Source organism: Streptomyces sp. AM 2-1-1 (assembly GCF_029167645.1).
Lineage (GTDB): Bacteria > Actinomycetota > Actinomycetes > Streptomycetales > Streptomycetaceae > Streptomyces.
In genome coordinates, this window is sequence record NZ_CP119147.1 from 2,783,167 (window position 1) to 2,805,429 (window position 22,263).

General features: G+C 72.3%; 20 protein-coding genes, 1 pseudogene and 1 riboswitch. Of the genes and pseudogenes, 5 read left to right on the forward strand and 16 right to left on the reverse strand.

Annotated elements, in window-relative coordinates:
• Positions 1–48: 48 nt before the first annotated feature.
• Positions 49–1,356: a cyclopropane-fatty-acyl-phospholipid synthase family protein gene (locus tag PZB77_RS11735; protein WP_275492532.1), complete on the reverse strand. Its 1,308-nt coding sequence runs from the start codon at positions 1,354–1,356 to the stop codon at positions 49–51.
• A 364-nt stretch (positions 1,357–1,720) separates the two neighbouring features.
• Positions 1,721–3,103, reverse strand: a complete 1,383-nt coding sequence (locus tag PZB77_RS11740) for an NAD(P)/FAD-dependent oxidoreductase (protein WP_275492533.1) — start codon at positions 3,101–3,103, stop codon at positions 1,721–1,723.
• 551 nt (positions 3,104–3,654) lie between these two features.
• Here PZB77_RS11740 and PZB77_RS11745 point away from each other — a divergent pair.
• From PZB77_RS11745 to PZB77_RS11760, 4 genes and pseudogenes are all read left to right on the forward strand, one after another.
• The gene (locus PZB77_RS11745; RefSeq protein ID WP_275492534.1) at positions 3,655–3,918 is read left to right on the forward strand and encodes a type II toxin-antitoxin system Phd/YefM family antitoxin; all 264 of its coding nucleotides are present in this window, start codon (positions 3,655–3,657) and stop codon (positions 3,916–3,918) included.
• Positions 3,919–4,229: 311 nt separating this feature from the next.
• Positions 4,230–4,358 (forward strand): annotated as a pseudogene (locus tag PZB77_RS11750) (type II toxin-antitoxin system RelE/ParE family toxin); the annotation flags it as partial.
• A gap of 76 nt (positions 4,359–4,434) precedes the next feature.
• A complete protein-coding gene (locus PZB77_RS11755; protein ID WP_275492535.1) occupies positions 4,435–4,707 on the forward strand; it encodes a type II toxin-antitoxin system Phd/YefM family antitoxin in 273 nt (90 codons plus the stop codon).
• Positions 4,704–4,973, forward strand: coding sequence for a type II toxin-antitoxin system RelE/ParE family toxin (locus tag PZB77_RS11760; RefSeq protein WP_275492536.1), 270 nt, complete (start codon positions 4,704–4,706; stop codon positions 4,971–4,973). Before PZB77_RS11755 ends, PZB77_RS11760 begins: the two co-directional genes overlap by 4 nt.
• 98 nt (positions 4,974–5,071) lie before the next feature.
• Here PZB77_RS11760 and PZB77_RS11765 read toward each other — a convergent pair whose 3' ends face one another.
• From PZB77_RS11765 to PZB77_RS11820, 12 genes are all read right to left on the reverse strand, one after another.
• A complete protein-coding gene (locus PZB77_RS11765; RefSeq protein ID WP_275492537.1) occupies positions 5,072–6,055 on the reverse strand; it encodes a Ppx/GppA phosphatase family protein in 984 nt (327 codons plus the stop codon).
• Complete coding sequence (locus tag PZB77_RS11770; RefSeq protein ID WP_275492539.1) at positions 6,052–6,597, reverse strand: DUF501 domain-containing protein; 546 nt, start codon at positions 6,595–6,597, stop codon at positions 6,052–6,054. The genes PZB77_RS11765 and PZB77_RS11770 overlap by 4 nt, the downstream gene beginning before the upstream one ends.
• 155 nt (positions 6,598–6,752) lie before the next feature.
• Positions 6,753–7,259, reverse strand: coding sequence for a septum formation initiator family protein (locus tag PZB77_RS11775; RefSeq protein ID WP_275492540.1), 507 nt, complete (start codon positions 7,257–7,259; stop codon positions 6,753–6,755).
• 143 nt (positions 7,260–7,402) lie between these two features.
• Positions 7,403–8,689 carry a phosphopyruvate hydratase gene (gene eno, locus PZB77_RS11780; protein WP_275492541.1) on the reverse strand — a complete coding sequence of 429 codons (1,287 nt, stop codon included), beginning with the start codon at positions 8,687–8,689 and terminating at the stop codon, positions 7,403–7,405.
• Between the two features lie 553 nt (positions 8,690–9,242).
• Positions 9,243–9,995: a transglycosylase family protein gene (locus tag PZB77_RS11785; protein ID WP_275492542.1), complete on the reverse strand. Its 753-nt coding sequence runs from the start codon at positions 9,993–9,995 to the stop codon at positions 9,243–9,245.
• Between the two features lie 3 nt (positions 9,996–9,998).
• Positions 9,999–10,181, reverse strand: a riboswitch (cyclic di-AMP (ydaO/yuaA leader).
• A 290-nt stretch (positions 10,182–10,471) separates the two neighbouring features.
• Positions 10,472–11,581, reverse strand: coding sequence for a transglycosylase family protein (locus PZB77_RS11790; protein ID WP_275492543.1), 1,110 nt, complete (start codon positions 11,579–11,581; stop codon positions 10,472–10,474).
• Between the two features lie 106 nt (positions 11,582–11,687).
• Positions 11,688–13,031 (reverse strand): cytochrome P450, encoded by a 1,344-nt coding sequence (locus tag PZB77_RS11795; RefSeq protein ID WP_275492544.1) that lies wholly within the window; start codon positions 13,029–13,031, stop codon positions 11,688–11,690.
• Between the two features lie 7 nt (positions 13,032–13,038).
• Positions 13,039–14,022 (reverse strand): nucleoside triphosphate pyrophosphohydrolase, encoded by a 984-nt coding sequence (locus tag PZB77_RS11800; protein WP_275492545.1) that lies wholly within the window; start codon positions 14,020–14,022, stop codon positions 13,039–13,041.
• Positions 14,023–14,097: 75 nt separating this feature from the next.
• Entirely contained in the window at positions 14,098–14,769 is a 672-nt protein-coding gene (locus tag PZB77_RS11805) for a SurA N-terminal domain-containing protein (RefSeq protein WP_275492546.1), read from the reverse strand.
• Between the two features lie 150 nt (positions 14,770–14,919).
• On the reverse strand, positions 14,920–16,482 hold the full coding sequence (locus tag PZB77_RS11810) for a serine/threonine-protein kinase (RefSeq protein ID WP_275492547.1): 1,563 nt from the start codon (positions 16,480–16,482) through the stop codon (positions 14,920–14,922).
• Positions 16,479–17,198, reverse strand: coding sequence for a hypothetical protein (locus PZB77_RS11815; protein WP_343299860.1), 720 nt, complete (start codon positions 17,196–17,198; stop codon positions 16,479–16,481). Before PZB77_RS11815 ends, PZB77_RS11810 begins: the two co-directional genes overlap by 4 nt.
• Positions 17,199–17,237: 39 nt before the next feature.
• Positions 17,238–19,580, reverse strand: coding sequence for an N-6 DNA methylase (locus tag PZB77_RS11820; protein WP_275492548.1), 2,343 nt, complete (start codon positions 19,578–19,580; stop codon positions 17,238–17,240).
• A gap of 300 nt (positions 19,581–19,880) precedes the next feature.
• Between PZB77_RS11820 and PZB77_RS11825 the strand changes: the two genes are divergently transcribed.
• Positions 19,881–20,660 carry a hypothetical protein gene (locus tag PZB77_RS11825; protein ID WP_275492549.1) on the forward strand — a complete coding sequence of 260 codons (780 nt, stop codon included), beginning with the start codon at positions 19,881–19,883 and terminating at the stop codon, positions 20,658–20,660.
• A gap of 176 nt (positions 20,661–20,836) precedes the next feature.
• On the opposite strand, the gene PZB77_RS11830 is transcribed toward PZB77_RS11825, so the two are convergent.
• Positions 20,837–21,625, reverse strand: coding sequence for an HNH endonuclease family protein (locus tag PZB77_RS11830; RefSeq protein ID WP_275492550.1), 789 nt, complete (start codon positions 21,623–21,625; stop codon positions 20,837–20,839).
• A gap of 174 nt (positions 21,626–21,799) precedes the next feature.
• A complete protein-coding gene (locus tag PZB77_RS11835; RefSeq protein WP_275492551.1) occupies positions 21,800–22,222 on the reverse strand; it encodes a TraR/DksA family transcriptional regulator in 423 nt (140 codons plus the stop codon).
• Positions 22,223–22,263: the final 41 nt, after the last annotated feature.

Sequence of the window (22,263 nt, forward strand, 5' to 3'; positions counted from 1 at the left end):
TGTGCGCGGGGCGACCGGCAGTGATCGGTACGTGCGCGGGCAGGTGGGTCAGTCGGTGGCGGAAGCCGTCCAGCGGCGGGCGCGGGCGGGCATGCCGGAGTGTCCGGTGTCGGTCGGCCGGACGGCGAGGATCTGGTTGACGCCGATCTTGTTGTGCTCGAAGGAGAGCGCGGAAGCGGCCATGTAGAGCCGCCAGACCCGGGCCCGTCCGGGCGAGGTGGCCGCCACCGCGGCGGCCCAGTTCCCCTCCAGGTTGGCCACCCACTGACGCAGCGTCAACGCGTAGTGCTCGCGCAGCGCTTCGACGTCCCGCGCCTCGAAGCCGGCCTCCTCCAGGATGCCGAGCGTCCGCCCCACCGGGGCGAGTTCACCGTCCGGGAAGACATAGGCGTCGATGAACTCGTCGATGTGATAGGCCTCTTCGTCCTTCTCGGGCCGACGGGCGATCTGGTGGTTGAGCAGGCGGCCACCGGGCTTGAGGAGGGCGAAGAGGTCGTCGGCGTACTCCCGGTAGCGGACGGATCCGACGTGTTCGGCCATACCGATGGAGGAGATGGCGTCGTACGGTCCGTCGCGCACGTCCCGGTAGTCCTGCACCCGGATCTCGACCCGGTCCGTCAGCCCTTCCTCGGCGACCCGCTTGCGGGCGTAGGTGGCCTGTTCGGCGGAGAGGGTCACGCCGGTGACGACGGCGCCGTACTCGCGGGCGGCGTGGACGGCCATCGAACCCCAGCCGCATCCGACGTCCAGGAGGCGGTCGCCCTCCTTGAGGGCGAGCTTGCGGCAGACCAGGTCGAGCTTGTCGCGCTGGGCGTCCTCCAGGGTGCCGCCGTCCTCCCAGTAGGCGCAGGAGTAGACCATCGACGGGCCGAGGACCAACGCGTAGAAGTCGTTGCCCACGTCGTAGTGGTGGCTGATGGCCTCCCTGTCCCGGCGCCGGGTGTGCAGCGGGCCGGTGCGGCGGAGGTGCATCTCCTCGCGGGGCGGGGCGGGCGGGGGGTAGGGGCCCGCGAGCCGGGCGAGGCCCTTGGCGAAGGCCCGGACCTTCGGATCGCGCAGCGGGTGGACGGTGTCCTTGGCGTCGGCGCCCCGGTCCCAGAGGAGGGAGGCGATGCGGTCGAGGGCCTCGTACAGATTGCCCTCGACGTCGATCTCCCCGGCCACCCAGCCCCGGGCCAGCCCCAGTTCGCCCGGCTTCCACAGCAGCCGGCGCAGCGCGCGGCGGTGGCGGACGACGAGAGTGGGGGCATCGGGCGGTCCGGCTTCACTGCCGTCCCAGGCCCGGATCCGAACCGGAAGGGGTTCTCCGAGCAGTTCCGTAAAAAGAGCGGTCAGCCGCGACGCGGCGTCTGCCATGGCGCACACCTCCGTGGTGGTGTTTCCCAAAAATGCCCATATGCGTGCACATGCATCATCGCCTCGCCGATGAGCGCCAGCGCCACGGCGGGGTGACACCTGCGTCAACTGTGGCCGGGACGGCCCTCATCCCGCTACCGGGCAATACTTGAGCAAAGTACATGTAACAGCCAAGGACTTCTGGGGGCCTCTCCCCGATCCGGACGCGAGATCCACGCCCCGCTCCGGGCCCGTCCCGTCACGCCCGGAGACGCCGAAGGGGCCGCCCGCACCACGGATGGCGGGCGGCCCCTTCGGGCGTCGTACGGGTACGGCTACCGGCGGCCGGCACCGACGCGCGGTGACGGAACCGGGTGGGGCGGGGTCAGGCCTTCGCCTTCTCGCCTTCGGCCTTCACGGCGGCGGGAGCCGGAGCCGGCTTCGCGGCCTCGTAGAACTCCTCGCGCGGCGTCTCCATGGCGCCCAGCGAGACGACCTCACGCTTGAGGAACATCGCGAGGGTCCAGTCGGCGAAGACACGGATCTTGCGGTTGAACGTCGGCATCGCCATGCCGTGGTAGCCACGGTGCATGTACCAGGCGAGACGGCCCTTGAGCTTGATCTTCACCTTGCCCAGGACGATCATCGCGACGCCCTTGTGCAGGCCGAGACCGGCGACCGCACCCTTGTTGGCGTGCTCGTACGTCTTCTGCGGGAAGCCGCGCATGCCCGAGACGACGTTGTCGCCGAGGACCTTGGCCTGGCGCAGCGCGTGCTGGGCGTTCGGCGGGCACCAGGCGTTCGGGTTGCCGGCCTTGCGGCCGACCATGTCCGGGACCTGGGCGTTGTCGCCGGCGGCCCAGATGTAGTCGGTGCCCTGCACCTGGAGCTTCTCGCTGGTGTCCACGTGACCACGCGGGCCGAGCGGCAGGCCGAAGCGGGAGAGCGCCGGGTTCGGCTTCACACCGGCGGTCCACACGATGGTGCTGGAGTCGACCTCCAGGCCGTTCTTCAGCACGACGTGACCGTCGACGCAGCTGTCCATGGAGGTGGAGAGGTAGATCTCCACGCCACGGCTCTCGAGGTGCTCCTTGCCGTACGCACCCAGCTTCGGGCCGACCTCGGGAAGGATCTTGTCGGCGGCGTCGACGAGGACGAAGCGCATGTCCTCGCGCTTGACGTTCGTGTAGTACTTGGCCGCGTCCCGGGCCATGTCCTCGACCTCACCGACGGTCTCCGCACCGGCGAAGCCACCGCCGACGAAGACGAAGGTCAGCGCCTTGCGGCGGATCTCCTCGTCGGTCGTGGAGTCGGCCTTGTCCAGCTGCTCCAGGACGTGGTTGCGCAGGCCGATGGCCTCCTCGATGCCCTTCATGCCGATGCCCTGCTCGGCGAGGCCGGGGATCGGGAAGGTGCGGGAGACCGCGCCCATCGCGATGACGAGGTAGTCGAAGGGCAGCTCGTAGGCCTCGCCGACGATCGGCGCGACCGTGGCGACCTTGCGGTCCTGGTCGATGGTCGTCACACGACCGGTGAGAACCTCAGCCTTGGGCAGCACGCGTCGCAAGGGGACGACGACGTGCCGAGGCGAGATGCTGCCTGCAGCAGCTTCGGGAAGAAAGGGCTGGTACGTCATGTACGAGCGCGGGTCGACGACCGTGACGGTCGCCTCTCCGTAGCGCATCTTCTTGAGAATGCGTCGAGCTGCGTACAGGCCTACGTACCCACCGCCTACAACGAGGATCCTGGGACGCTCCGTGGTGCTCATGCAATCGAGTATCCACCCCACCCGGGGGGGTAGCTCGTGAGCCCCTTCACAAGGTACCCGGCCCCCTCTGCTACACTGCGCCGCCCGCGTGACCCAGATCATGGTCAACACGGGGAACCCCAGCACTGCGGAGAACGTTGTTCACCACTTGTGAGCTGGTCCTTGGCCCCGCCGCGACAGCCCCGCGCCCGCCTCCCACCCGTTCCACTCCTCCCGCGCGCGGGAGGAGTGGGACGCCCGCGCGTACCGCACGAAACCTCCTCACGGGCCCATTCGCACCCCGGAGAGGGAAGAACTTGCCCCGCACGGGCCGAAATCCTTGTGAAGAAGTTCACGAACCTCGTTCCGACGCCTCCCCGAACGCCTCTGCGAAGGCCGCCCGAGCGCCCAGTAAAGCATCAGAGGTGCAGGCCGGGACCCATGTGAGCGCGCGAATCCCGGGAGGTGAGCGTGCACCCGGGGAACGCCCGCGACGGTGGCCCCGCGGGGGTCCGGCAGCGGGAGCGCCGCCGGACGAGCGGGCCCGCCGGGGACGCCCGCACACTGGAGGTATGACGAAGCGAACCGTCACGGTCCAGGACGCCTGCGCCGACCCCGCGGCCTCCATCGGCCACGCCGAGCGGGGCGAACCCACCGTGATCACGCGCGACGGCGAGCCGGTGGCGGCCGTGGTGCCGATCGCGGACTTCGAGGCCCTGGAGGAAGCGGCCGACGTCCTCGACATGGAAGCGGTGCTGGCGGGGGTCGACCCCACCACGACCGTGGCCGAACTGCTCACGGACGTCCTCACCGAGCGACCGGACGAGAAGCGGTGAGCCGGGCACCGGGGCCCTGACCCGTAACCACCCGGAGGGGGCAGTGTCCGCGTACCCCCGACACGCCGGCCCGACGAACGGCCGCAGCGGTACGGAAAGCCCGCACCAGACCGGTCCCGTCCCTCCGCGTCCCCGTCACGGCACCCCGACCGGGCGGTGTCCACCGCCGTGACTGAGGACGGGCGGCCCCGAGTGATGCCTCCGGGGCCGCCCGCTCACTCGTGGGACCCCGTTCACTCAGCGGGTCGGCTCACCGAGCGGGCCGCTCACCGCTGCGGGCTGCTGTCGAGAAGACGATCCCGTCGGTTGAACTTGTCGGCTCCTCAGGTCTCCACCGGCTACGGGTCGGGAAGCACCGGGTCGCCTACCAGGTCGAGAACGACCGACTCGTGATCCTCGTCGTCAAGGTCGGTGACCGGCGCGACGTCTGCCGGAGCATCGGATCGCTCCCAATCGCTTCCAAAGTGCTCTTCGCCCGACCCGGCGGGTGTACACACTTGCGCGTACACTTTTCTCATGACTGAGACGACCGCTACCGTGCGAGAAGCCCGCGCTCACCTTGCGGACCACATCAATCGCGCCGAGGAGGGCACGCCCACGGTGATCACCCGCAACGGGGAGCCTGTTGCCGCTGTGGTCCCGATCTCCGACTTCTACGCACTGGAGGATGCGGCGGACGTCCTGCTGACGAGGGAAGCGGAAGCGGTCCTGGCCCAAGGCGGCCCGACCGTGACCATGGCCGAGCTGCTGGCCGATCTCTTCACCGAACGCTCCGAAGGCGCGGCGTGAAGTACGCGTTCCGGTTCACCGCCACGGCGCAGCGACAACTCCGCGCCATCGACCGGCCTGCCGCCATGCGCATCCTGGCCGCGCTGACCGCACTCGGCGAAGACCCGTACCGCGAGGACGCCGACGTCAAGGAACTTGTCGGCTCCTCAGGTCTCTACCGGCTGCGGGTGGGGAACTACCGGGTCGCCTACCAGGTCGAGAACGACCGACTCGTGATCCTCGTCGTCAAGGTCGGTGACCGGCGCGACGTCTACCGGAACGTCTGAGACGCCGGACGGGCCCGGGAGCACCGTGGTGCCCCGAGCCCGCCCCCCGCCGGCCTCCGCTCAGCAGCTCATTCGCCGCAGAGCGTCGCCTCAGCAGATCATTCGCCGCCGCGCGTCGCCGCGCCCAGGGCGATCCCGTCCAGGATGTCGTGCTCGCTGACCACGATCTCCTGGGCGCCCGTGCGGCGCATCAGCGCCTGGAGGATCAGGGCGCCCGAGGCGATCACGTCGACCCGGCCGGGGTGCATCGAGGGGATCGCGGCGCGGTCGGCGTGGGTGGAGGCGAGCAGGCTGGTGGTGATCCGCTCCACGCGGGCGAGGGAGATCCGGGAGTGGTGGATGGCCTCGGAGTCGTACTCCTGGAGGTCCAGCGCGATGGCGGCGATCGTGGTGACCGTGCCGGCGAGGCCGACGAGGGTGGCGGCCTCGGTGAGCGGGACGGTCTCGGCGGCGAGGTCGAGGGCGGCCTCGACGTCGGCGCGGATCGCGGCGATCCGCGCCTCGGTCGGCGGGTCGATCCTCGCCCCGTCCTGGACGAGGTGGCGCTCCGTCATCCGTACGCAGCCGATGTCGACCGAGCGGGCCGCGCGGACCGTCTCGTCGCCGAGGACGAACTCGGTGGAGCCGCCGCCGATGTCGACCACCAGGTACGGGGAGGCGAGGCCGTGGCCGCTGTCGCGGTGGAGTTCGGTGGTGGCCCCGTCGAAGGAGAGCTGGGCTTCCTGGTCGCCGGTGATCACCTCGGGCTCGACGCCCAGGATCTCGTGGACGCCCCGGACGAAGTCGGCGCTGTTCTCGGCGTCGCGGGAGGCGGAGGTGGCGACGAAGCGGACGGTCCGGGCGCCGAGTTCCCCGATCACTCCGGCGTACTCGCGGCAGGCGGCGAACGTACGCTCCAGCGCCTCGGGCGCGAGACGGCCGGTGCGGTCGACTCCCTGGCCGAGGCGGACGATCCGCATCCGCCGGTCCAGCTCGGTGAAGCTGCCGGTGGCGGGGTCGACGTCGGCCACGAGCAGCCGGATGGAGTTGGTGCCGCAGTCGATGGCCGCGACCCGGGTCGCGGTCGTGCCGGTCGCGCTCACGCGGGCCCCCCGGCCGGCTTCCCGGCTGCGCACGGCGTGACGCAGGGACCCTTCGCCCACCACTCGGGGAGCAGGGCGATGGCCTCGTCGCCGAGCGGGTTCACGCCGGGGCCGGCGGCCAGCGAGTGGCCGACCAGGACGTGCAGGCACTTGACCCGGTCCGGCATGCCGCCGGCGCTCGGGAAGCCCTCCAGGACCTCGATGGCGTCGCGGCGGGCGAGGTAGTCCTCGTGCGCGGCGCGGTAGGCGGCGGCCAGCTCCGGGTCGCTGCCCAGACGGTCGGTCATCTCCCTCATGACGCCGTTCGCCTCCAGCGTGCCGATCGCGGAGGCGGCGCGCGGGCACGTCAGGTAGAACGTCGTGGGGAACGGCGTGCCGTCCTCCAGACGGGGCTGGGTCTCCACCACGTCCGGATTGCCGCAGGGGCAGCGGTGCGCGATGGCGCGCAGCCCGCGCGGCGGCCGTCCGAGCTGCTGCTCGAACGCGGCGATGTCCGCGTCGGTGGGCGGAGTGGATTCGGTCTGCGGAGGGGGCGTGTCCATGCCTGCCTTGGTTCTGCTCGAAGGTACCGCTGCGAACTGCTGCGAGGTGGTGCTGCTGCCAGGTGGTGCTGGGGGTGCGGTGCTGCTGCGGGTCCGGCGGGGCGCCGGGGCGCGGTGCCGCTCGGACCAGTGTGCCTGGCCCCGGAGGTCGCGCCTCAGTCGCCGTCGGAGCCGGCGGACTCGCCGGACGTGCGGGAGCCGTCCGCGCTGTCCACGCCGTCCCAGAGGTTGGAGTGCCAGGGCCGGCCGCCCGCGCCGGGCTCGCCCCGGTCGTCGCCGGCCGCGTCGGGGTCGACCACGGTGTAGCCGGTCTCGCCGGGGAGCACGTAGTGCAGGTGCTCGCGGGCGAGGCGCCGGATGTAGGCGTCGTCCTGGAGGCGGGCCTTCTCGTCCCGCAACTCCTCGGCGCGCTCCCCCGCGTCCGACAGCATCCGCTGCTGGTCGGCGATCTCCTCGCGCTGGGAGACGTACTGACGCATGGGGTAGGCGAGCGCCACGATCAAGGTGCAGACGATCAGTGCCAGGAACGCGGCCCGGCCGGTGAGGCGGGAGCGGTGGGCCTGGCGGCGGTTCTGGGAGCGGTAGACGCGGGCCGCCGTCTGCTCGCCCAGCAACCGCAGTCTCGTCGCGGTCGAGAACCGGTCGCGGTCCTTCACGGCCATGTTCACGCCTCCCCGTCACGCACGTCCGTCCCCGCACACGGTACGGGACCGAGTGCGGGGACGGACGGAGGCTGGTGGACCGGGCCCTCGGAGGGTGTCCCGCGGAACGGCATTCCGCGGGACATTTCCGTACGGGCCCGGGATCAGCCCTTGAAGCGGGGGAAGGCCGAGCGGCCGGCGTACACGGCGGCGTCGTCGAGGATCTCCTCGATGCGCAGCAGCTGGTTGTACTTGGCGACGCGGTCCGAGCGGGCCGGGGCGCCGGACTTGATCTGACCGCAGTTCACCGCGACCGCGAGGTCGGCGATGGTGGTGTCCTCGGTCTCGCCGGAACGGTGCGACATCATGCACTTGAGGCCGTTGCGCTGCGCCAGCTCGACGGCGTCGAGGGCCTCGGTCAGCGAACCGATCTGGTTGACCTTGACGAGCAGGGCGTTGGCCGAGCCCTCCTCGATGCCGCGGGCGAGGCGCTCGGGGTTGGTCACGAAGAGGTCGTCCCCGACGATCTGCACCTTGGCGCCGATCTTCTCGGTGATGATCTTCCAGCCGGCCCAGTCGTCCTCGAACAGCGGGTCCTCGAGGGAGACGATCGGGTACGCGGAGACGATCTCCTCGTAGTACTCGGTCATTTCGGCGGCCGAGAGGGACTTGCCCTCGAACTCGTACTTGCCGTCCTTGTAGAACTCGGACGCGGCGGCGTCGATCGCGAGGGCGACGTCGCGGCCGGGGACGAAGCCGGCCTCCTTGATGGCCTCGACGATGAGGTCGAGAGCGGCACGGTTGGAGTCCAGGTTCGGGGCGAAGCCGCCCTCGTCACCGAGGCCGGTGGAGAGGCCCTTGGACTTCAGGACCTTCTTCAGCGTGTGGTAGACCTCCGAGCCCCAGCGGACGGCTTCGGAGAAGGACTCCGCGCCGATCGGGGCGATCATAAACTCCTGGATGTCGACGTTGGAGTCGGCGTGCGACCCGCCGTTCAGGATGTTCATCATCGGAACGGGCAGCAGGTGCGCGTTCGGGCCGCCGAGGTAGCGGAAGAGCGGGAGGTCGGAGGCCTCGGACGCGGCGTGGGCCACGGCCAGCGAGACGCCGAGGATGGCGTTGGCGCCGAGCGAGCCCTTGTTCTCCGTGGCGTCCAGGTCCAGCATCGCCTGGTCGATCAGGCGCTGCTCGGTGGCGTCGTAGCCGACGAGCTCCGGGCCGATCTGCTCGATGACGGCGAGGACGGCCTTCTCGACACCCTTGCCCTGGTAGCGGTTCAGGTCGCCGTCGCGAAGCTCGACGGCTTCGAACGCGCCGGTGGAGGCGCCGGACGGAACGGCAGCACGGCCCGTGCTGCCGTCATCGAGACCAACTTCGACCTCGACCGTGGGGTTGCCCCGCGAGTCGAGGATTTCCCGGGCTACGACGACGTCGATGGACGGCACGAGCATCTCCTTCTGGAATGTGACGCTGACTGTGCGGGCTCTGGAGCCTTGCGACTAGGCAGTGTCCGGATCAGGGTCGGTCAGGACGCGGCGTCCGGCGCGGTGCGTCGCGAGGCGCCGGAGCGTCCTCATCTCGGAGCGATGCGGACGTTTCGGCAACGCCGCGAGGTTCCGTTGCCGGACTTCGTGACCCCGGCCATGATCCGCCGGACACTGCCTAGAGCCTAACCGGACACAGGAGATCGGTCGGCCGACCGTCCAGTGACACGACGAGCCTACACATTGTTTCCGTACGGAACATAACAGCGAGCGGTACGGCGCCCGGCAGTTCGCGGTACGGCGGGCGACGTGGGCCGCCGCCGGGCCTCCGTCCCCGTTCTCCCGCGTTCCTCCCCTCCCGCCGTGCCGCCTCCTCCGCGCCCATGTCCGCACCCGTCGGCGGGCGGCCGCTCCGTGCGGGAAAAGGCCCTGGCCCGGCGTGCGGGGGGAGTGCGCGCCGGGCCAGGGAGTGGAAGGGGGTGCCGCCGGACACCCCGGTTCCGGGAGGAGAGGTTCGTGCTTACTTCAGGTGGAGCTGCTGACCCGGGAAGATGAGGTCGGCGTCGTCGACGATGTCGTGGTTCAGCTTGAAGAGCTTCTGCCAGCCACCCTTGACGCTCTGCTTCTGGGCGATCGTGCTGAGGGTGTCGCCGGTGACGACCTTGTACTCGCCGTCGCCCTTCTCGACCTTGCCGCCGGTCGGCGTGGTGACGGTCTCGGACTTCTCGGACGCGGCCGGGCGGTCCTCGCTGCGGGAGGCCGTCTGCGACTCCGAGGCGCGGTCCGACTGCGGGGCGGCGGAACCGCTGCTCTGGCTGGAGCCGGTGCTCGTCGAGGTGTCGGTGCTCTTGGGGGTCTCGGCGGTCGAGGAGGAACCGGTGCTGACGCCCGGGTCCACACCGTCGTTGGTCAGGTTGCCGGCACCGGCGCAACCCCAGGCGCCCGGGCCCTGGAGGTCCAGCAGCACCTCGGCGGTGGCGATCTGCTGCTCCTTGGTGGCCAGGTCGGCGCGGGGGGCGTACTTGGTGCCACCGGCGGCGGCCCAGCTCGACTGGGAGAACTGCAGGCCACCGTAGTAGCCGTTGCCGGTGTTGATGGACCAGTTGCCACCGGACTCGCACTGGGCGACGGCGTCCCAGGTGGCGACGGAGGCGGCGGAGGCGTTGGTGGCGCCCATCAGCGGGAGGGCGATGGCGGCACCGGCGACGCCGGCGAGCGTGGCCATACGGACGGCCTTGGACGAGCGGCGGTGCTTACCGTTGGACAGCAGCATGGAACGTCTCCTCACCGACGCCTACGAGGTGAGCTGTCGGGTTCGGGCCAATGAGTTGCCCGGCGACACGTCCTTGCGTGTCGCTTCACCCCTAGCCGGTCCCGGCCTGCCCGTCGTTCGCGACGGGCCGTCCGATACCGGCGGCTTACCTGGGTCCCCCGCTCCTGCCTACGGCGCTTTACGCGTCTGTTCCCTTCGACCGACGGCAGGATTCGGCGTGACGATCGACGGGGCCCGCGGTGCGAGCGGTTCTGACCGTAAACACAGGCAACCCCGACATTCAATGATGGACATATCGGATAATCAGACCTTACTGGCCATGTCCGAATAACCGTTTCCGCAGGTCACGGCGGACGTTCGCGAAGTGCCGCGACCGCGACGCGCCCGAACAGCGAAGAGACCCATGTCTCACTTTCTCAAAAGTGGACATAGGCCCCTTAACTACCCACCCATTTGGGGGGTTTTCCCGGATTGGATCACTTGGTGGGAGCGGCCTCCGCGACCCCGGACGTGGCCTCCGCCGTACCGTCGGCGGCCCCCGTCGTCCCTGACGCGGCGTCCGTCGCACCGGCGGTGGCGCCCGGGGTGGCGGGGGCCGGCGTCGCGCTCAGGTCCAGCTCCTGGCCGGGCAGGATCAGATCGGGGTTCGAGCCGATCACGTCCTCGTTGGCCGCGTACAGATCGGTCCAGCCCTCGGCGAGGTTCTGCGTGTCGGCGATCGCCGAGAGGTTGTCCCCGGACCGGACGGTGTAGGTCCCGTCCGCGGCGAGCGTCGCGTCGTCGCGCGCGTCGGTGGCACCGCGCGAGGCGTGCCGGCCGGAGTCGCGCGAGGTGTCCGCGGCGGCCTCGCCCGCATCGGGCGTACCGCGGTGCTTGCCGCCCGTCGTGGAGTCGCCGGTCGCGGCGTCGGCCGCACCGGCCGTCGCGCCGTCCGCGGCGGCGTGCTTCCCGCTCTTCCCCGGCGCGGTGGCGCCCGGCGTGGCCGAGCCGGTCGGCGAGGGGGTGGCGGAGGCGTCGGAGCCCGGTGTGGCGGTGGAACCGGTCGTGGAGCCCGCCGCCGAGCCGTCGAAGGAACCCGAGGTGCCCGAGGAGCCGGCGGAGTCCGTCGACCTGGCGGCGCCGGGGGCACCGTCCGCGTCCGGGATCGTGCCGGCCGAGGCGCCCGCGTCCGCGGCGGAGGTGGAGCCCGGGTCCACCCCGATGAGGGAGCCGGCGGGAGCGAGCCCGCCGATCACCGCGCACCCGGGCCACGCCTGCGGGCCCTTGGCGTCGAGGACCTTCTCCGCCACGGCTATCTGCTGCGTACGGCTGGCGAGGTCCGCGCGCTGCGCGTAGTCGGTACCGCCGTAGGCGGCCCAGGTCTCCTCGGAGAACTGCAGTCCGCCGTAGTAGCCGTTGCCGAAGTCGGCGCTCCATGCGCCGCCGCTCTCGCATTCGGCGACCTTGTCCCAGGTGGTCGCGTCCGCGGCACCGGCGCCGGTCGCGGCGAGGAGCGGAATCGCCAGGGCGGAGCCTGTCACGCCGGCTGCGACGACGATGGCGGGTGCCTGGCGAGGGCGGCGGTGTCTGCCGTTCGCGGAGCCCATGGGAGTGCCTTCCGTGTGACTGACGGGTGAACTGATGCGTCGAACCGTGAACCTAGCGGGGTTCGAACGCGTGTCACAAGTCGATGCCTCGCGGATCACATCAACATCACAGAGTTGACGGAGCGTCACTTTCATCGAGCGTCCGACCCGGTGTGAACTCGACCGGAAGGGTGCGCAGTCCACGCATGATGAGCCCTCCGCGCCACCGCAAATCGGCCATTTCTCCCGCGAGCCGCAGGTCAGGAAGGCGCCTCAGCAGGGTGGCGAGGGCGGTCCGTCCCTCCAGCCGGGCGAGCGGCGCTCCCACGCAGTAGTGGATGCCGTGGCCGTAACCGAGGTGCGGATTGTCACGCCGTGCGAGGTCGAGCGTGTCGGGGTCCGCGAAGCGCGCGGGATCCCGGTCGGCCGCGGCGAGCACGACGAGGACGGGGTCGCCGGCCGCGATCCCCTCGCCGCCCAGGGTCAGCGGCTCGGTGGCGTACCGCCAGGTGGCGAGTTCCACGGGGCCGTCGAAACGGAGCAGCTCCTCGATGCCGGTCGCGAGCAGCTCCTCCTCCCCCGCTTCCAGCGACGCTTCGAGGCGGGCGCGCTCCTCGGGGTGGCGGAGCAGGGAGTAGGTGCCGTTGCCGATGAGGTTGACGGTTGTCTCGAAGCCGGCGAAGAGGAGGATGAAGGCCATCGCGGCGGCCTCGTTCTCCGTGAGGTGCTCGCCGTGGTCGCTGGTGCGGATCAGCTCCGAGATCAGGTCGTCGCCCGGGTTCTCCCGCTTGCGGTGGATCAGTTCCGCGAGGTAGGCCCGCATCCGCTTCACCGAGCGCGCCACGCCGCCGCGCGGGCCTCCGCCGTGGCGGATCATCATGCCCGCCCAGTCCCGGAAGTCGTCCTGGTCCTCCTCGGGCACGCCGAGCAGGTCGCAGATCGCGTAGATGGGGAGCGGGAAGGCGAAGTCGTGGATGAGGTCGGCGGTGCCCTCGGCGACGAACCGGTCGATGAGCCGGTCCGTCAGCTCCTGCACGCGGGGCGCGAACGCGGCGACCCGGCGCGGCGTGAACGCCTTGGACACGAGCCGGCGCAGCCGGGTGTGGTCGGGCGGGTCGATGTTGAGCAGGTGGGTCATCAGCTCGGCCTTGCGCTCCCCCGGGATCCCGGTCTTCCCCTTGGTGTGCGCCGGCCCGGCGTGGTGGACCGGGTTCTTGGAGAGCCGGTGGTCGGCGAGCGCGAGGCGCGCGTCGGCGTACCGGGTCACCAGCCAGGCCTCCACCCCGCTGGGCAGCGTGGTGCGGTGCACCGGGCTGTGCTCCCGGAGCCAGGCGTACGCGGGGTAGGGGTCGGTGGCGAACTCCCAGGTGAAGAGCTCGGGGGCGGCGGGCGCGCGGTGCGCGGGGCATCCGGCGGGCGCCTCGGGGGTGGGGTCGCCGGGAGCGGGGTCGCCGGGTGCGCTGTCGTTCACTGGTCGATCACTCGTCGACGGTACTCGGGGCGTGCACGCCCTCCGCGGCGAGGATGGCGTCCCGGTAGGCGCGGGCCGCCGCGCGCAGGGCCGCCTCCGGGTCGACGCCCTCGGCCTCGGCGCGGACGGCGAGGGCGAGGAGTTCGTAGCCGAGGGTGTCGCCGGTGGGCGGGGCGACCTCCAGGGTCGTTCCGCGGACCCGGCCGGCGAGCTTCGCCGCGAGCGCGAGCGCCGGCTGACCGAGCGGAACCCCTTCGGTGACCGAATCGCGTTGCTTCTCGACCGCCTTGGTGCGCAGCCAGTGCGCGTGGACGTCCTCGGGGGTCTCTGCGGTCGCGTCGCCGAAGACGTGCGGGTGGCGGCGGATCAGCTTCTCCACCAGTCCGCCCGCGACGTCGTCGACGGAGAAGGGCGCCTCCGCGTCCTCCTCGGCGATCCGGGCGTGGAAGACCACCTGGAGCAGTACGTCGCCGAGCTCCTCGCGGAGTTCGTCGCGGTCGCCGGCCTCGATCGCCTCGACCAGTTCGTACGTCTCCTCGATGGCGTACGGGGCGAGGCGGCGGTGGGTCATCTCCGAGGTCCACGGGCAGTCGCGTCGGATGACGTCCATGACCTGGACCAGGTCGAGGAGGCGCGCGCCCGGCAGGTCGTACGAGCCGGGGAGCAGCTCCAGGTCCGGCATGTGCACCCGGCCGGAGCCGCCGAGGCGGGCGAGCCCGTCGGTGAGCCGCTGGTCGCCCTCGCCGCCGACCAGTACCACCACGGTCCGGCCGCCGGCGCAGGCGTCGACCAGCTCCTCGGCGGTCGGAGCGGTGTGCTCGACGGTGACGCCGGCCTCGCGCAGGTACGGCAGTTGTACGTGGTCCGGGGCGCCGCAGAGCACGCGGTCGGCGGCGCGCAGCGTCTGCCAGGCGGGCCAGGAGAGCAGTCCGGGGGCGACCCGGTGGCTGGCGGTGAGGAGGACGACCCGGCCGGGTGCTTCAGCGTTCACCCCCCGAACCTACCCCGCTCGCGCACGGCGCCGCCGGGGGGCCGCCCCTGGCACGGACGCGGGCCGGGCCACCGGTCACCCCGCCGGGTCGGTCTCCACCTGGCCGGCCGCCGCGTCCTCGGTGCCGGGCGGCTTGGCGAGCCAGGGGGACTCGTAGGTGCCGAGGCGGACCTGCCGGTCGTCCCAGGCTCCGTAGCGCGGGTTGACGTCGATGTGCAGCGACTTCGACGCCTCGGCGAGCGCAGCGGTCACCTTCTGGGTGCCGGCCTCGGTCTGGAGGTCCGCGCCGAGCGCGGCGGCCAGCTTGGGGAGCTGGACCTCCTGGCGCAGGTCGCCGTCGATCTGGCCGGGGGAGATCCAGCGTTCCTGCAGCAGGGTCTCCCGCAGCTCGTCCTCGCCGCCGTACTGCGCGACGGCCGCCCGGTGCACCTGCTGGAGCTCCTTGCGGCTGACGGTCACCCCGTTGTCCTCGGCCGCCCGGTCGAGGACCCGGCCGAAGATCAGCCGGTGCAGGGCGGCGCGCGGGAGCTGGCCGGAGCCCTTCACCAGCTGGGCGGCCTGCGGCGAGTTCTGCTGCGCGCTCCGCACCTCGGCGACGTCCGCCTGGAGGGTGGAGACCTCGATCCGCTGCCCCCCGACGATCGCGGCGGCGCCGGGGTGGGCCTCGCTCCCGCAGGCGGTGAGGACGGGCGCGGCGAGCAGGAGTGCGGCGGAGAGGGTGAGCGCGGTGCGACGACGGCGGTGCAAAGGAGCCTCCCGATGAGAGTTTGTGCATCAGTGCACAAAGCCTTGCGGTGATCGATGTTAGGCAGTGGTGGCCATGGGGGCCACTGGTTCGACCAACGATTCGGGAGGAGTTGGGGATGTGGTGCGGCGGCGGCTCCCGCGCCGGCCCCGTCAGCCGCCGCGTACGACCCGCTGGTGCGTCAGCTGCCGGCGCAGTTCGGCGGGGAGCGGGTGGTGCGGCCCGTAGGAGCGCTCGGTGTCGTGGAGCAGGGCCTGCAACTGGGCCCGCCCGGCGGTGTGGTCGCCGACGGCGAGCAGCAGCAGTCCGATGCGGTGGCGGATGTCGAAGGACCGGCCGGGGTCGGTGGAGACGGTCCCGTAGGCGTTCTCGTAGTAGGGGAGGACCGCGCGGTACTCGTTGAGCGCGGCGCCCGTCTCGCCGAGCTGCTCCAGGCACTGGGCGGCGTCGTAGCGGTACTGGAGCGCCTGCGGGTCGCCGGGGCCGGCCTCGGCGGTGCGGTCGTCGGCGAGGCGGCGCAGCTCGGGCAGGGCGCGGCGGTACTGGCCGTCGTCCAGCAGGGTCGCCGCGTACTGCTTGCGGAGGATGCGGACGACCGGTGAGCGCTCGCCGTGTTCGGCGGCCGCGGTCGGCAGGATGGAGCCGAGGATGTCCACGGCCTGGGTGATCCGCCCCTCGCCGAGGAGTTGCTTGACCTCGTCGACGGCGCGCGCCACGTCCGCCCGGGCCGACGCCGGGCGCCGGGCCGGTACCGGCGGCGGACCGTAGCCGGTGGCCGGGGCGGGGGCCGGGGTGCTCGCCCGGTCGGGCCAGGGGGCGTGCGGGCGCAGGAACGGGCGAGTCGGGTCGAGCGGTCCGCCGGGGGCCCCGCGCGCGGGCAGCAGCGGGGCGAGTGCCTCGTACACCTCCTGCGCGGAGCCGGGGCGGGCCTGCGGGTCCTTGGCGAGCAGCCGCAGGACGAGGGCCTCCAGCTGCTCGGGGATGTCGGGCCTCAGGTGGCGGACCGGCAGCGGTGGTTCGTAGAGGTGGCGGTGGAGCACCCCGAGCGCGGTGGATCCGGAGAACGGCACGTCCCCGCTGAGCAGTTCGTGCAGCAGCACGCCGAGGGCGTACAGGTCGGTGTACGGGCCGACCGCGCCGCCCATCGCCTGCTCGGGGGCCATGTAGGCCGGGGAGCCGATGGGTGAGCCGGTGTGGGTGAGCCGGGTGGTGTCGGTGTCCAGGACGGAGGCGACGCCGAGGTCGAGGACGGTGACGGTGCCGTCGGGGCGGACCATGACGTTGCGGGGCTTGAGGTCCCGGTGGACGATCGGCACCGCGTGCACGGCGCTGAGCACCGCGCAGAGCTGGGCGGCGACCGCGACGGCCCACGGCCAGGGGTAGGGGTCGTGCTCGGCGAGGTGGTCGGCGAGGTCGGAGCCCTCCACGTACTGCATGACGAGGAAGAGGTCGTCGCCGTCGCCGCCGGCGTCGTGGACGGTGACCAGCCCGGGGTGGTCGACCTGGGCGGTCACCCGGCACTCCCGGGCGAACCTGCGGCGCAGTTCGTCGGCGTCCTCGCGGCCGCCGGGCGCGCCCATCCGGTCGGGGCGCAGCAGCTTCACCGCGACCCGGCGGTCGAGCCGCTGGTCGTACGCCGTCCAGACCTGGCCCATACCGCCCTGGCCGAGGATCGCGGCGAGTTCGTACCGTCCGGCGACGACGCGTCCGCTCACCGGCCTTCGCCCTCCTTGCGGAGGTAGTCACTCAGCTCGTCCAGCTCGGCGCGGACCTGGTCCAGCCGCTGCGGCGGGCCGGTGCGCCTCGGCGGCGGGGTGGGCTGCGTCTGCGGGGGCAGCGGGTGGGGCTGCTGCTGCGTGGCCGGCCGGTAGGCGGCGGCGTCCTGCGGGCGGTACGCGAGCGGCGGGGCACCGTACGGGGGCGTCGGTTGCGCGGGGCCGGCCGGCGGGTAGCCGTACCCCTGGGCGGGGCCGGCCGCCGGGTAGCGGCCGGCGGCCCACGTGCGGGCCCTGACGGCGGCGGGACCGTTCGGGCCGAAGTGCCGGATGTCGGAGAAGAGGTAGTACCAGGTGACGCCGCCGGGCAGGACGAGCAGCCAAGCGAGCATGGTGATGGCCTGGGCGTCCGTCAGCTCCTCGTCGCCGGCCGGGAGCGCGTCCACGAAGAAGCCGAAGCCCACGGTGAGCCCGAGGGAGAGGACGAACAGGACCCAGTCGCGCGGGCGGCGGGTCACGAGGGCCAGCCGCAGCATCGCCGCCCATGCCAGGAAACCGCAACTCAGCACGGCCAGAACCACGAAGACCACGCGAAGGACCGTCAGCGTCGCCGGGGAAGGGCGCGCCGTGGGAAGCTCCGGCGGATAGCCGTAGCCGTGCATGTGCCGCTCCCGGGAGGCGATGGGCGGATGTGTGGTGCGAGCGTATACACCCACGCGGGCAGCCGTTCCCTGGTTGTGCACAACGGGTGTGGCTCAGCTCACTGAAGGGGAGACCGTCCCGTCGGTGAGTCCGTCGTACATGCCCTGGACCAGCAGTCCGCCGAGGCGGCCCGCCGTGCGCAGCGCGTCCTCGAAGGCGGCGAGGGCGCGGAACTGCTCACCGTACCGGCGCTGTTCGTCCAGTGGCAGCCGGGGCAGCCGGATGCGGCGCGCGTCCAGCCGGGAGGCGGTGGAGGCGTGGCTGCTGGCACGGCGGTTGTTGGCGGTGCCGCGCAGGAAACCGGCGAGGAACCAGGGGTCGAGGACGGCCGGATCGGGGCGCAGCAGCTGAAGGTGGCGGCCGAGCAGGGCGCCGGCGGTGCTCCCGTCGACGACCCGGACGACGGACCCCCCGCCGAGTACGGGAACGACGACGTCTCCGGCACGCAGGACGACCGTGTCGTCGGCGGATTCCGCCGTGCCGGGGGTGCCTTCGGAGGTGGCGGCGCCGCTGGGCGGGGCGCCGACCAGCACGTCGTGTTCGGTGAGGACGGGCCCGGGACCGTGGCCGGGGCCGCCGGTGCTGAGCCGGAGGGCGCCCGCGCGGGCGAGTTCGCCCAGCGTGGTGAACGGGCGGGGCGTGGGCTCGACCGGCTCGGCGGGCGGCGGGGCCAGGCGGAGGGTGAGCCGGAGCTCGTCCGCCAGCCGAGCGCGTACGTCGGCGAGTTCGGCCGCACCGCCGCCCGCGGGCGACCGGTGGAGGTACCGGGCGGGGGTGAGGTCCACCTCGTCGTCGAGCAGCTCGATGACGGGTACGGCACGGCTCGGGCCTGCCGCGGGGGCGGCAGGTGCGGAGGCAGGGGATCCGGATGCCGACCGGGAGGCGGCGGACGCGCCGGGCGCGGGGCCGCCCGGTCCGGGGCCGGCGGCGTGCGCCCGCCAGGCGTCGAGCACCGTACGCCGGACCGCCGGCCAGTCGATCCGCTCCCGGCCGCTTCCGGCGGACCCCGCGGAGGTGGGCGCGGCGCCGGTGGCGGACGGCGTTCCGCCCGCCGCCGGGTCCGAGCCCTCCGCCGCGTCGACGAGTAGCAGCTCGGGTGCGGGCCGCACGCCGTGCCCCGGCTTGCGCAGGATCCACAGGTGGAGCGGGATGCCGTACGGCGGGGCCGTCCCGGCGGGCAGCGCGACGACGGCCCTCAGGGCGCCCCGGCGCAGCAGGTCGGCCCGGATGCGGCGGCCGGAGCGCCGGGAGGCGGCCGCCGGCGGCATCAGCAGCACGGCGGTGCCGCCGGGGCGCAGGCGGGCCAAGGCGTGCTGGATCCAGGCGAGTTCGGACTCGGCCCGGGCCGGATAGCCGTACTCCCACCGGGGGTCGTAGGCCAGTTCGTCGTGGCCCCAGTTGCGCTCGTTGAACGGCGGGTGGCAGAGCACGGTGTCGGCCGAAAGACCCGGGAAGGCGTCCGCGCGCAGGGCGTCGCCGGTACGCACCACGAGCGGCGGTGCGGACGGCGCCGCGCCCGCACCGGCGCCCAGGGCGAGGCGCAGCGCGGTGAGGGAGGCGAGTTCGGGGTCGACCTCCTGCGCGTAGAGGGCGGCGGCCCGTCCGACGGCGCGCAGCAGCGCCCCGGTCCCGGAAGCCGGGTCCAGGACGACCGGGGCCGCGGCCTCCCCGGCCGGCCGGCCGGTGCCCTCGGCGGGGACGGCGAGGTCGGCCATGAGCGCGGCCAGCCCCGGTGGGGTGAGGGTGTACTGGCGGGGATTGGCGTCCAGTTGGCGGTGGAACAGGAACTCGAAGGCCTGGCCCGCCCCGGATTCCGCCGCCAGCGCGGCGGCCCCGCGCAGCAGCGGTACGGACGGCGCCAGCGACTCGGCGGTGGGCACCCGGAGGGCCCGGACCGCGGCCGGGGAGACGCTCTCGCCGCCGCCCGCGCCCCCGGGCGCGGCACCGGTGGCGTCGGCAGCCCGGAGGGCGCCGGCCCCGTCCGCGCCCCCGGGAGCAGGCGGCCCGAACCGGGCGTCGAGTACGGGGGCGAGGGCGTCGGGCAGCAGGCGGGCGACCCGCGCGTCCGACACCGCCGCCAACTCCAGCCACACGGTGGGGCGGTCGCGGACGAGCAGCAGGGCGCAGCCGACGTGGACCAGGGCGGCGGCGACACCGGCCGGATGCCCGGTGAGCTGCTGCCACACCCGCTCCCTGAGCGGCACTTCGGCGAGCTTCCCCTGCTTCCGTAGCCACTCCTCCACATCGGCCAGGGCGAAGGAGGGACTGCTCTCCGTGCCGCCGACCGGCCGGGGGAAGTCCGCGTGTCGCCGCCGCCAGTTGCTCACGGCCGCCCGTCCGACCCCGGCCAGGCGGGCGATCCCGGCGGCGGTCACCTCTGAGGCGTTCTCCGGCACTGTGCTGTCTCCCTGGTCCGAACCGTCACCGTTCGCGCTGTGCGGGCGAGCATACCGAGATGCGCCGCACCCATCGATTCACAGTCTGTCTTTCACCATTCACACAACCTCACGTTGACTCGGTTCACAAGCTCTGCTGTGATGGAGCCGTGCCCGCACCGGTGACGTCCACCGGTGCGACAGCCCGGCCGCACCCGACTGCCGTTTTCCTCCTGGCTGTCCCGGTGCCACCGGTCGAGCCTCGCCCACCCCGTCTTCCGTCTTCTGTCTTCCGTTTCCGACTTCTCCTGGAGTACCGCCATGCGCCGAGTCGCGCGTACCGCCGCTGCCGCCGTCTGCACCCTTTCCGTGCTCACCCTCGCCGCCTGCGGCAGCGAGGGGGGCGACACCGCCACGGACGCGAAGAAGGATGGGCCCAAGTCGTCGGCGGCCCCGGCGAAGGATGAGCCGTTCGCGGACATGTCGGGCCCCGAGGTCGTCAACGCGGCACTCAAGAACATCCGCAAGGCGACCTCCCTGCACCTCGCGGTCGACATGAAGACGACCGACGCCCCCATGAAGGCCGACTTCTCCACCAGCATCGGCAGCGGCAAGTGCACCGGCACGATGGACATGGGCACCGGCGGCTCGATGTCGATCATCAAGATCGGCGAGACCGTCTACATGAAGCTCGACGAGACAATGCTGCGCGCCCAGTCCGAGGGTGAGTCGGAGGCGGACACCCAGGCCGCGGTGGACATGGTCGCCGATCACTGGATGGCCGAGAAGGCCTCCGACCCGGACACCAAGGACGTGATCGAGTTCTGTGAACTGGAGTCGCTCCTCAAGGAGTTCGAGGACGGCGACACGGAGGCGAAGAAGGCCGGCCAGACGACCCTCGACGGCACTCCCGCCCTCCGCCTGACCGAGAAGGACGGCAAGGAGACCTACACGATCCTGGTGTCCACCGAGGGCGATCCGCAGCTCCTCCAGGTCAGCTCCACGGGCGGCGACGAGCCGATGACGATGACCATCTCGGACATCGACAAGCCCGTCGTGGCGGAGAAGCCGGCCGCCGAGGACATGGTGGACCTGGGCTGAGTCCCGGGTCCCGGGAACGGCCCCGGGCGGGCGCGGGGGGGACGCGCGGGGCAACTGGGCGTCGGAGGGCGCCCGGGACGGGGGGCGGACAGCGCCGGGTCGGGGGGCTCGGCGCTGTCCGGCAGGTCACGTCCCGTACGCCCACGCCCTCCGGGCAGGGGCCCGGGTTCACACCGTCAGGACGCGCACTGCTTCAGCATCATCGCCTTGTCGGCCGTGGTCACCGGCAGTTCGTACTTGAGAGAGACCTGGGCGAAGCGGAGCGCGTACGAGCAGCGGATCGGCTTGTACGGCGGCAGCCAGGTGGCGGGGCCGGAGTCGCTCTTGGAACCGTTGGTGGGGCCGTCGACCGGGATGAGGTTGAGCGGGTCGTTGGCGATCTGCTGGCGCTTGGCGTCGCTCCAGCGCGAGGCTCCCATCTGCCAGTCGTAGGACAGCGGCATCACGTGGTCGATCTGGATCTTCGTGGCCTTCGCCTTGGTCCACGCGATCGTCCCCCCGGTGTACGGGTCCTTGAGCGTCAGCGAGGCCACCACGCAGTCGGAACCGCTGCGGTAACGCACCTTCTGGCCGTCACGCTTGAGCAGGTCGTTGCGGGTGTCGCAGCCGTTGCGGGCGAGCGCTATGCCGTTCACCGAGTCCTTCCACGCGGAGCCGAACTCGTCGCGGTCGTAACCGGTCTTCGGGCCGCGCCCCTTGGTGAGCACCTTGTCGATGACCTTCCGCGCCTCGGCCCGGTCCGCGTCGCTCGTCAGCGGGGCCAGGCCGGGCTTCGTACCGTCGGGGTTGTCCAGCGGGCTCGCGCCGAAGCCCTCGGCGGACTGCGCGCCGTCGTTCGCTCCGGCGCCCGGTGTCCCCTCCGGGACGGCGAGTTCGTCGGGGTCGCATCCGGCCAGGGCCAGCACGGCGACCGCGCTCAGGGCGGGCAGCGCCACCCGGTACGTACGGTGGGTACGGAGAGACATCACTGGCAGCCGTCCTGACGGGGAGAGAGCCGAACCCGGGAATCCTACGGACGTCTTCCCCGCCGGTGACGGTTCATGACGGGTGGATCTCCTGGGGTGATGCTCCCTCAGCCGCCGTGGCCGCCTCCGGCCGTGCGCGTCGGTCCGGGGCCCGCGGGGACCGCCTGACGCGGCCTACCGGCGACGGCTTCCCCGCTTCTCCGCGCAGCCGACGCAGAGGGTGGCCTCCGGGCGGGCTTCGAGCCGGGCGGGCGCGATCGCCTCACCGCAGCTTTCGCACCATCCGTAGGCGTCACGGTCGAGTCGTTCCGCCGCCCGGTCCAGTTCGGCCAGTTGGTCGTCGGCCCGGGCGAGGAGGGCGGCGACATGAGCCCGTTCGAACGCTGTACTGGAACCCTCCGGGTCGTGCTCGTCGTCGACCGCCACCAGTGCGTTCGCCTCGACGATCCCGTCGAAGTCGCGCCGCAGCGCCTCGATCCGCGTACGCGTCGAGGCGCGTTCCGCCGCGATCCGCGCGCGTACGGCCTCCGGATCCGCGACGGACCGGCCGGCGCACTCCGGGGAACCGGGCCGAGGGGCGGGCGATGCGGCGGACATATGACCCATACGTCACCCAACGCGCAGCTCCGACCGCTCAT

Coding starts and splice junctions, on each gene's coding strand:
- PZB77_RS11835 (WP_275492551.1), bottom strand. CDS start 22,222: ATGTCCGCCGCATCGCCCGCCCCTCGGCCCGGTTCCCCGGAGTGCGCC.
- PZB77_RS11825 (WP_275492549.1), top strand. CDS start 19,881: ATGCGCCGAGTCGCGCGTACCGCCGCTGCCGCCGTCTGCACCCTTTCC.
- PZB77_RS11770 (WP_275492539.1), bottom strand. CDS start 6,597: ATGGACACGCCCCCTCCGCAGACCGAATCCACTCCGCCCACCGACGCG.
- PZB77_RS11740 (WP_275492533.1), bottom strand. CDS start 3,103: ATGAGCACCACGGAGCGTCCCAGGATCCTCGTTGTAGGCGGTGGGTAC.
- eno (WP_275492541.1), bottom strand. CDS start 8,689: ATGCTCGTGCCGTCCATCGACGTCGTCGTAGCCCGGGAAATCCTCGAC.
- PZB77_RS11735 (WP_275492532.1), bottom strand. CDS start 1,356: ATGGCAGACGCCGCGTCGCGGCTGACCGCTCTTTTTACGGAACTGCTC.
- PZB77_RS11745 (WP_275492534.1), top strand. CDS start 3,655: ATGACGAAGCGAACCGTCACGGTCCAGGACGCCTGCGCCGACCCCGCG.
- PZB77_RS11830 (WP_275492550.1), bottom strand. CDS start 21,625: ATGTCTCTCCGTACCCACCGTACGTACCGGGTGGCGCTGCCCGCCCTG.
- PZB77_RS11755 (WP_275492535.1), top strand. CDS start 4,435: ATGACTGAGACGACCGCTACCGTGCGAGAAGCCCGCGCTCACCTTGCG.
- PZB77_RS11775 (WP_275492540.1), bottom strand. CDS start 7,259: ATGGCCGTGAAGGACCGCGACCGGTTCTCGACCGCGACGAGACTGCGG.
- PZB77_RS11785 (WP_275492542.1), bottom strand. CDS start 9,995: ATGCTGCTGTCCAACGGTAAGCACCGCCGCTCGTCCAAGGCCGTCCGT.
- PZB77_RS11790 (WP_275492543.1), bottom strand. CDS start 11,581: ATGGGCTCCGCGAACGGCAGACACCGCCGCCCTCGCCAGGCACCCGCC.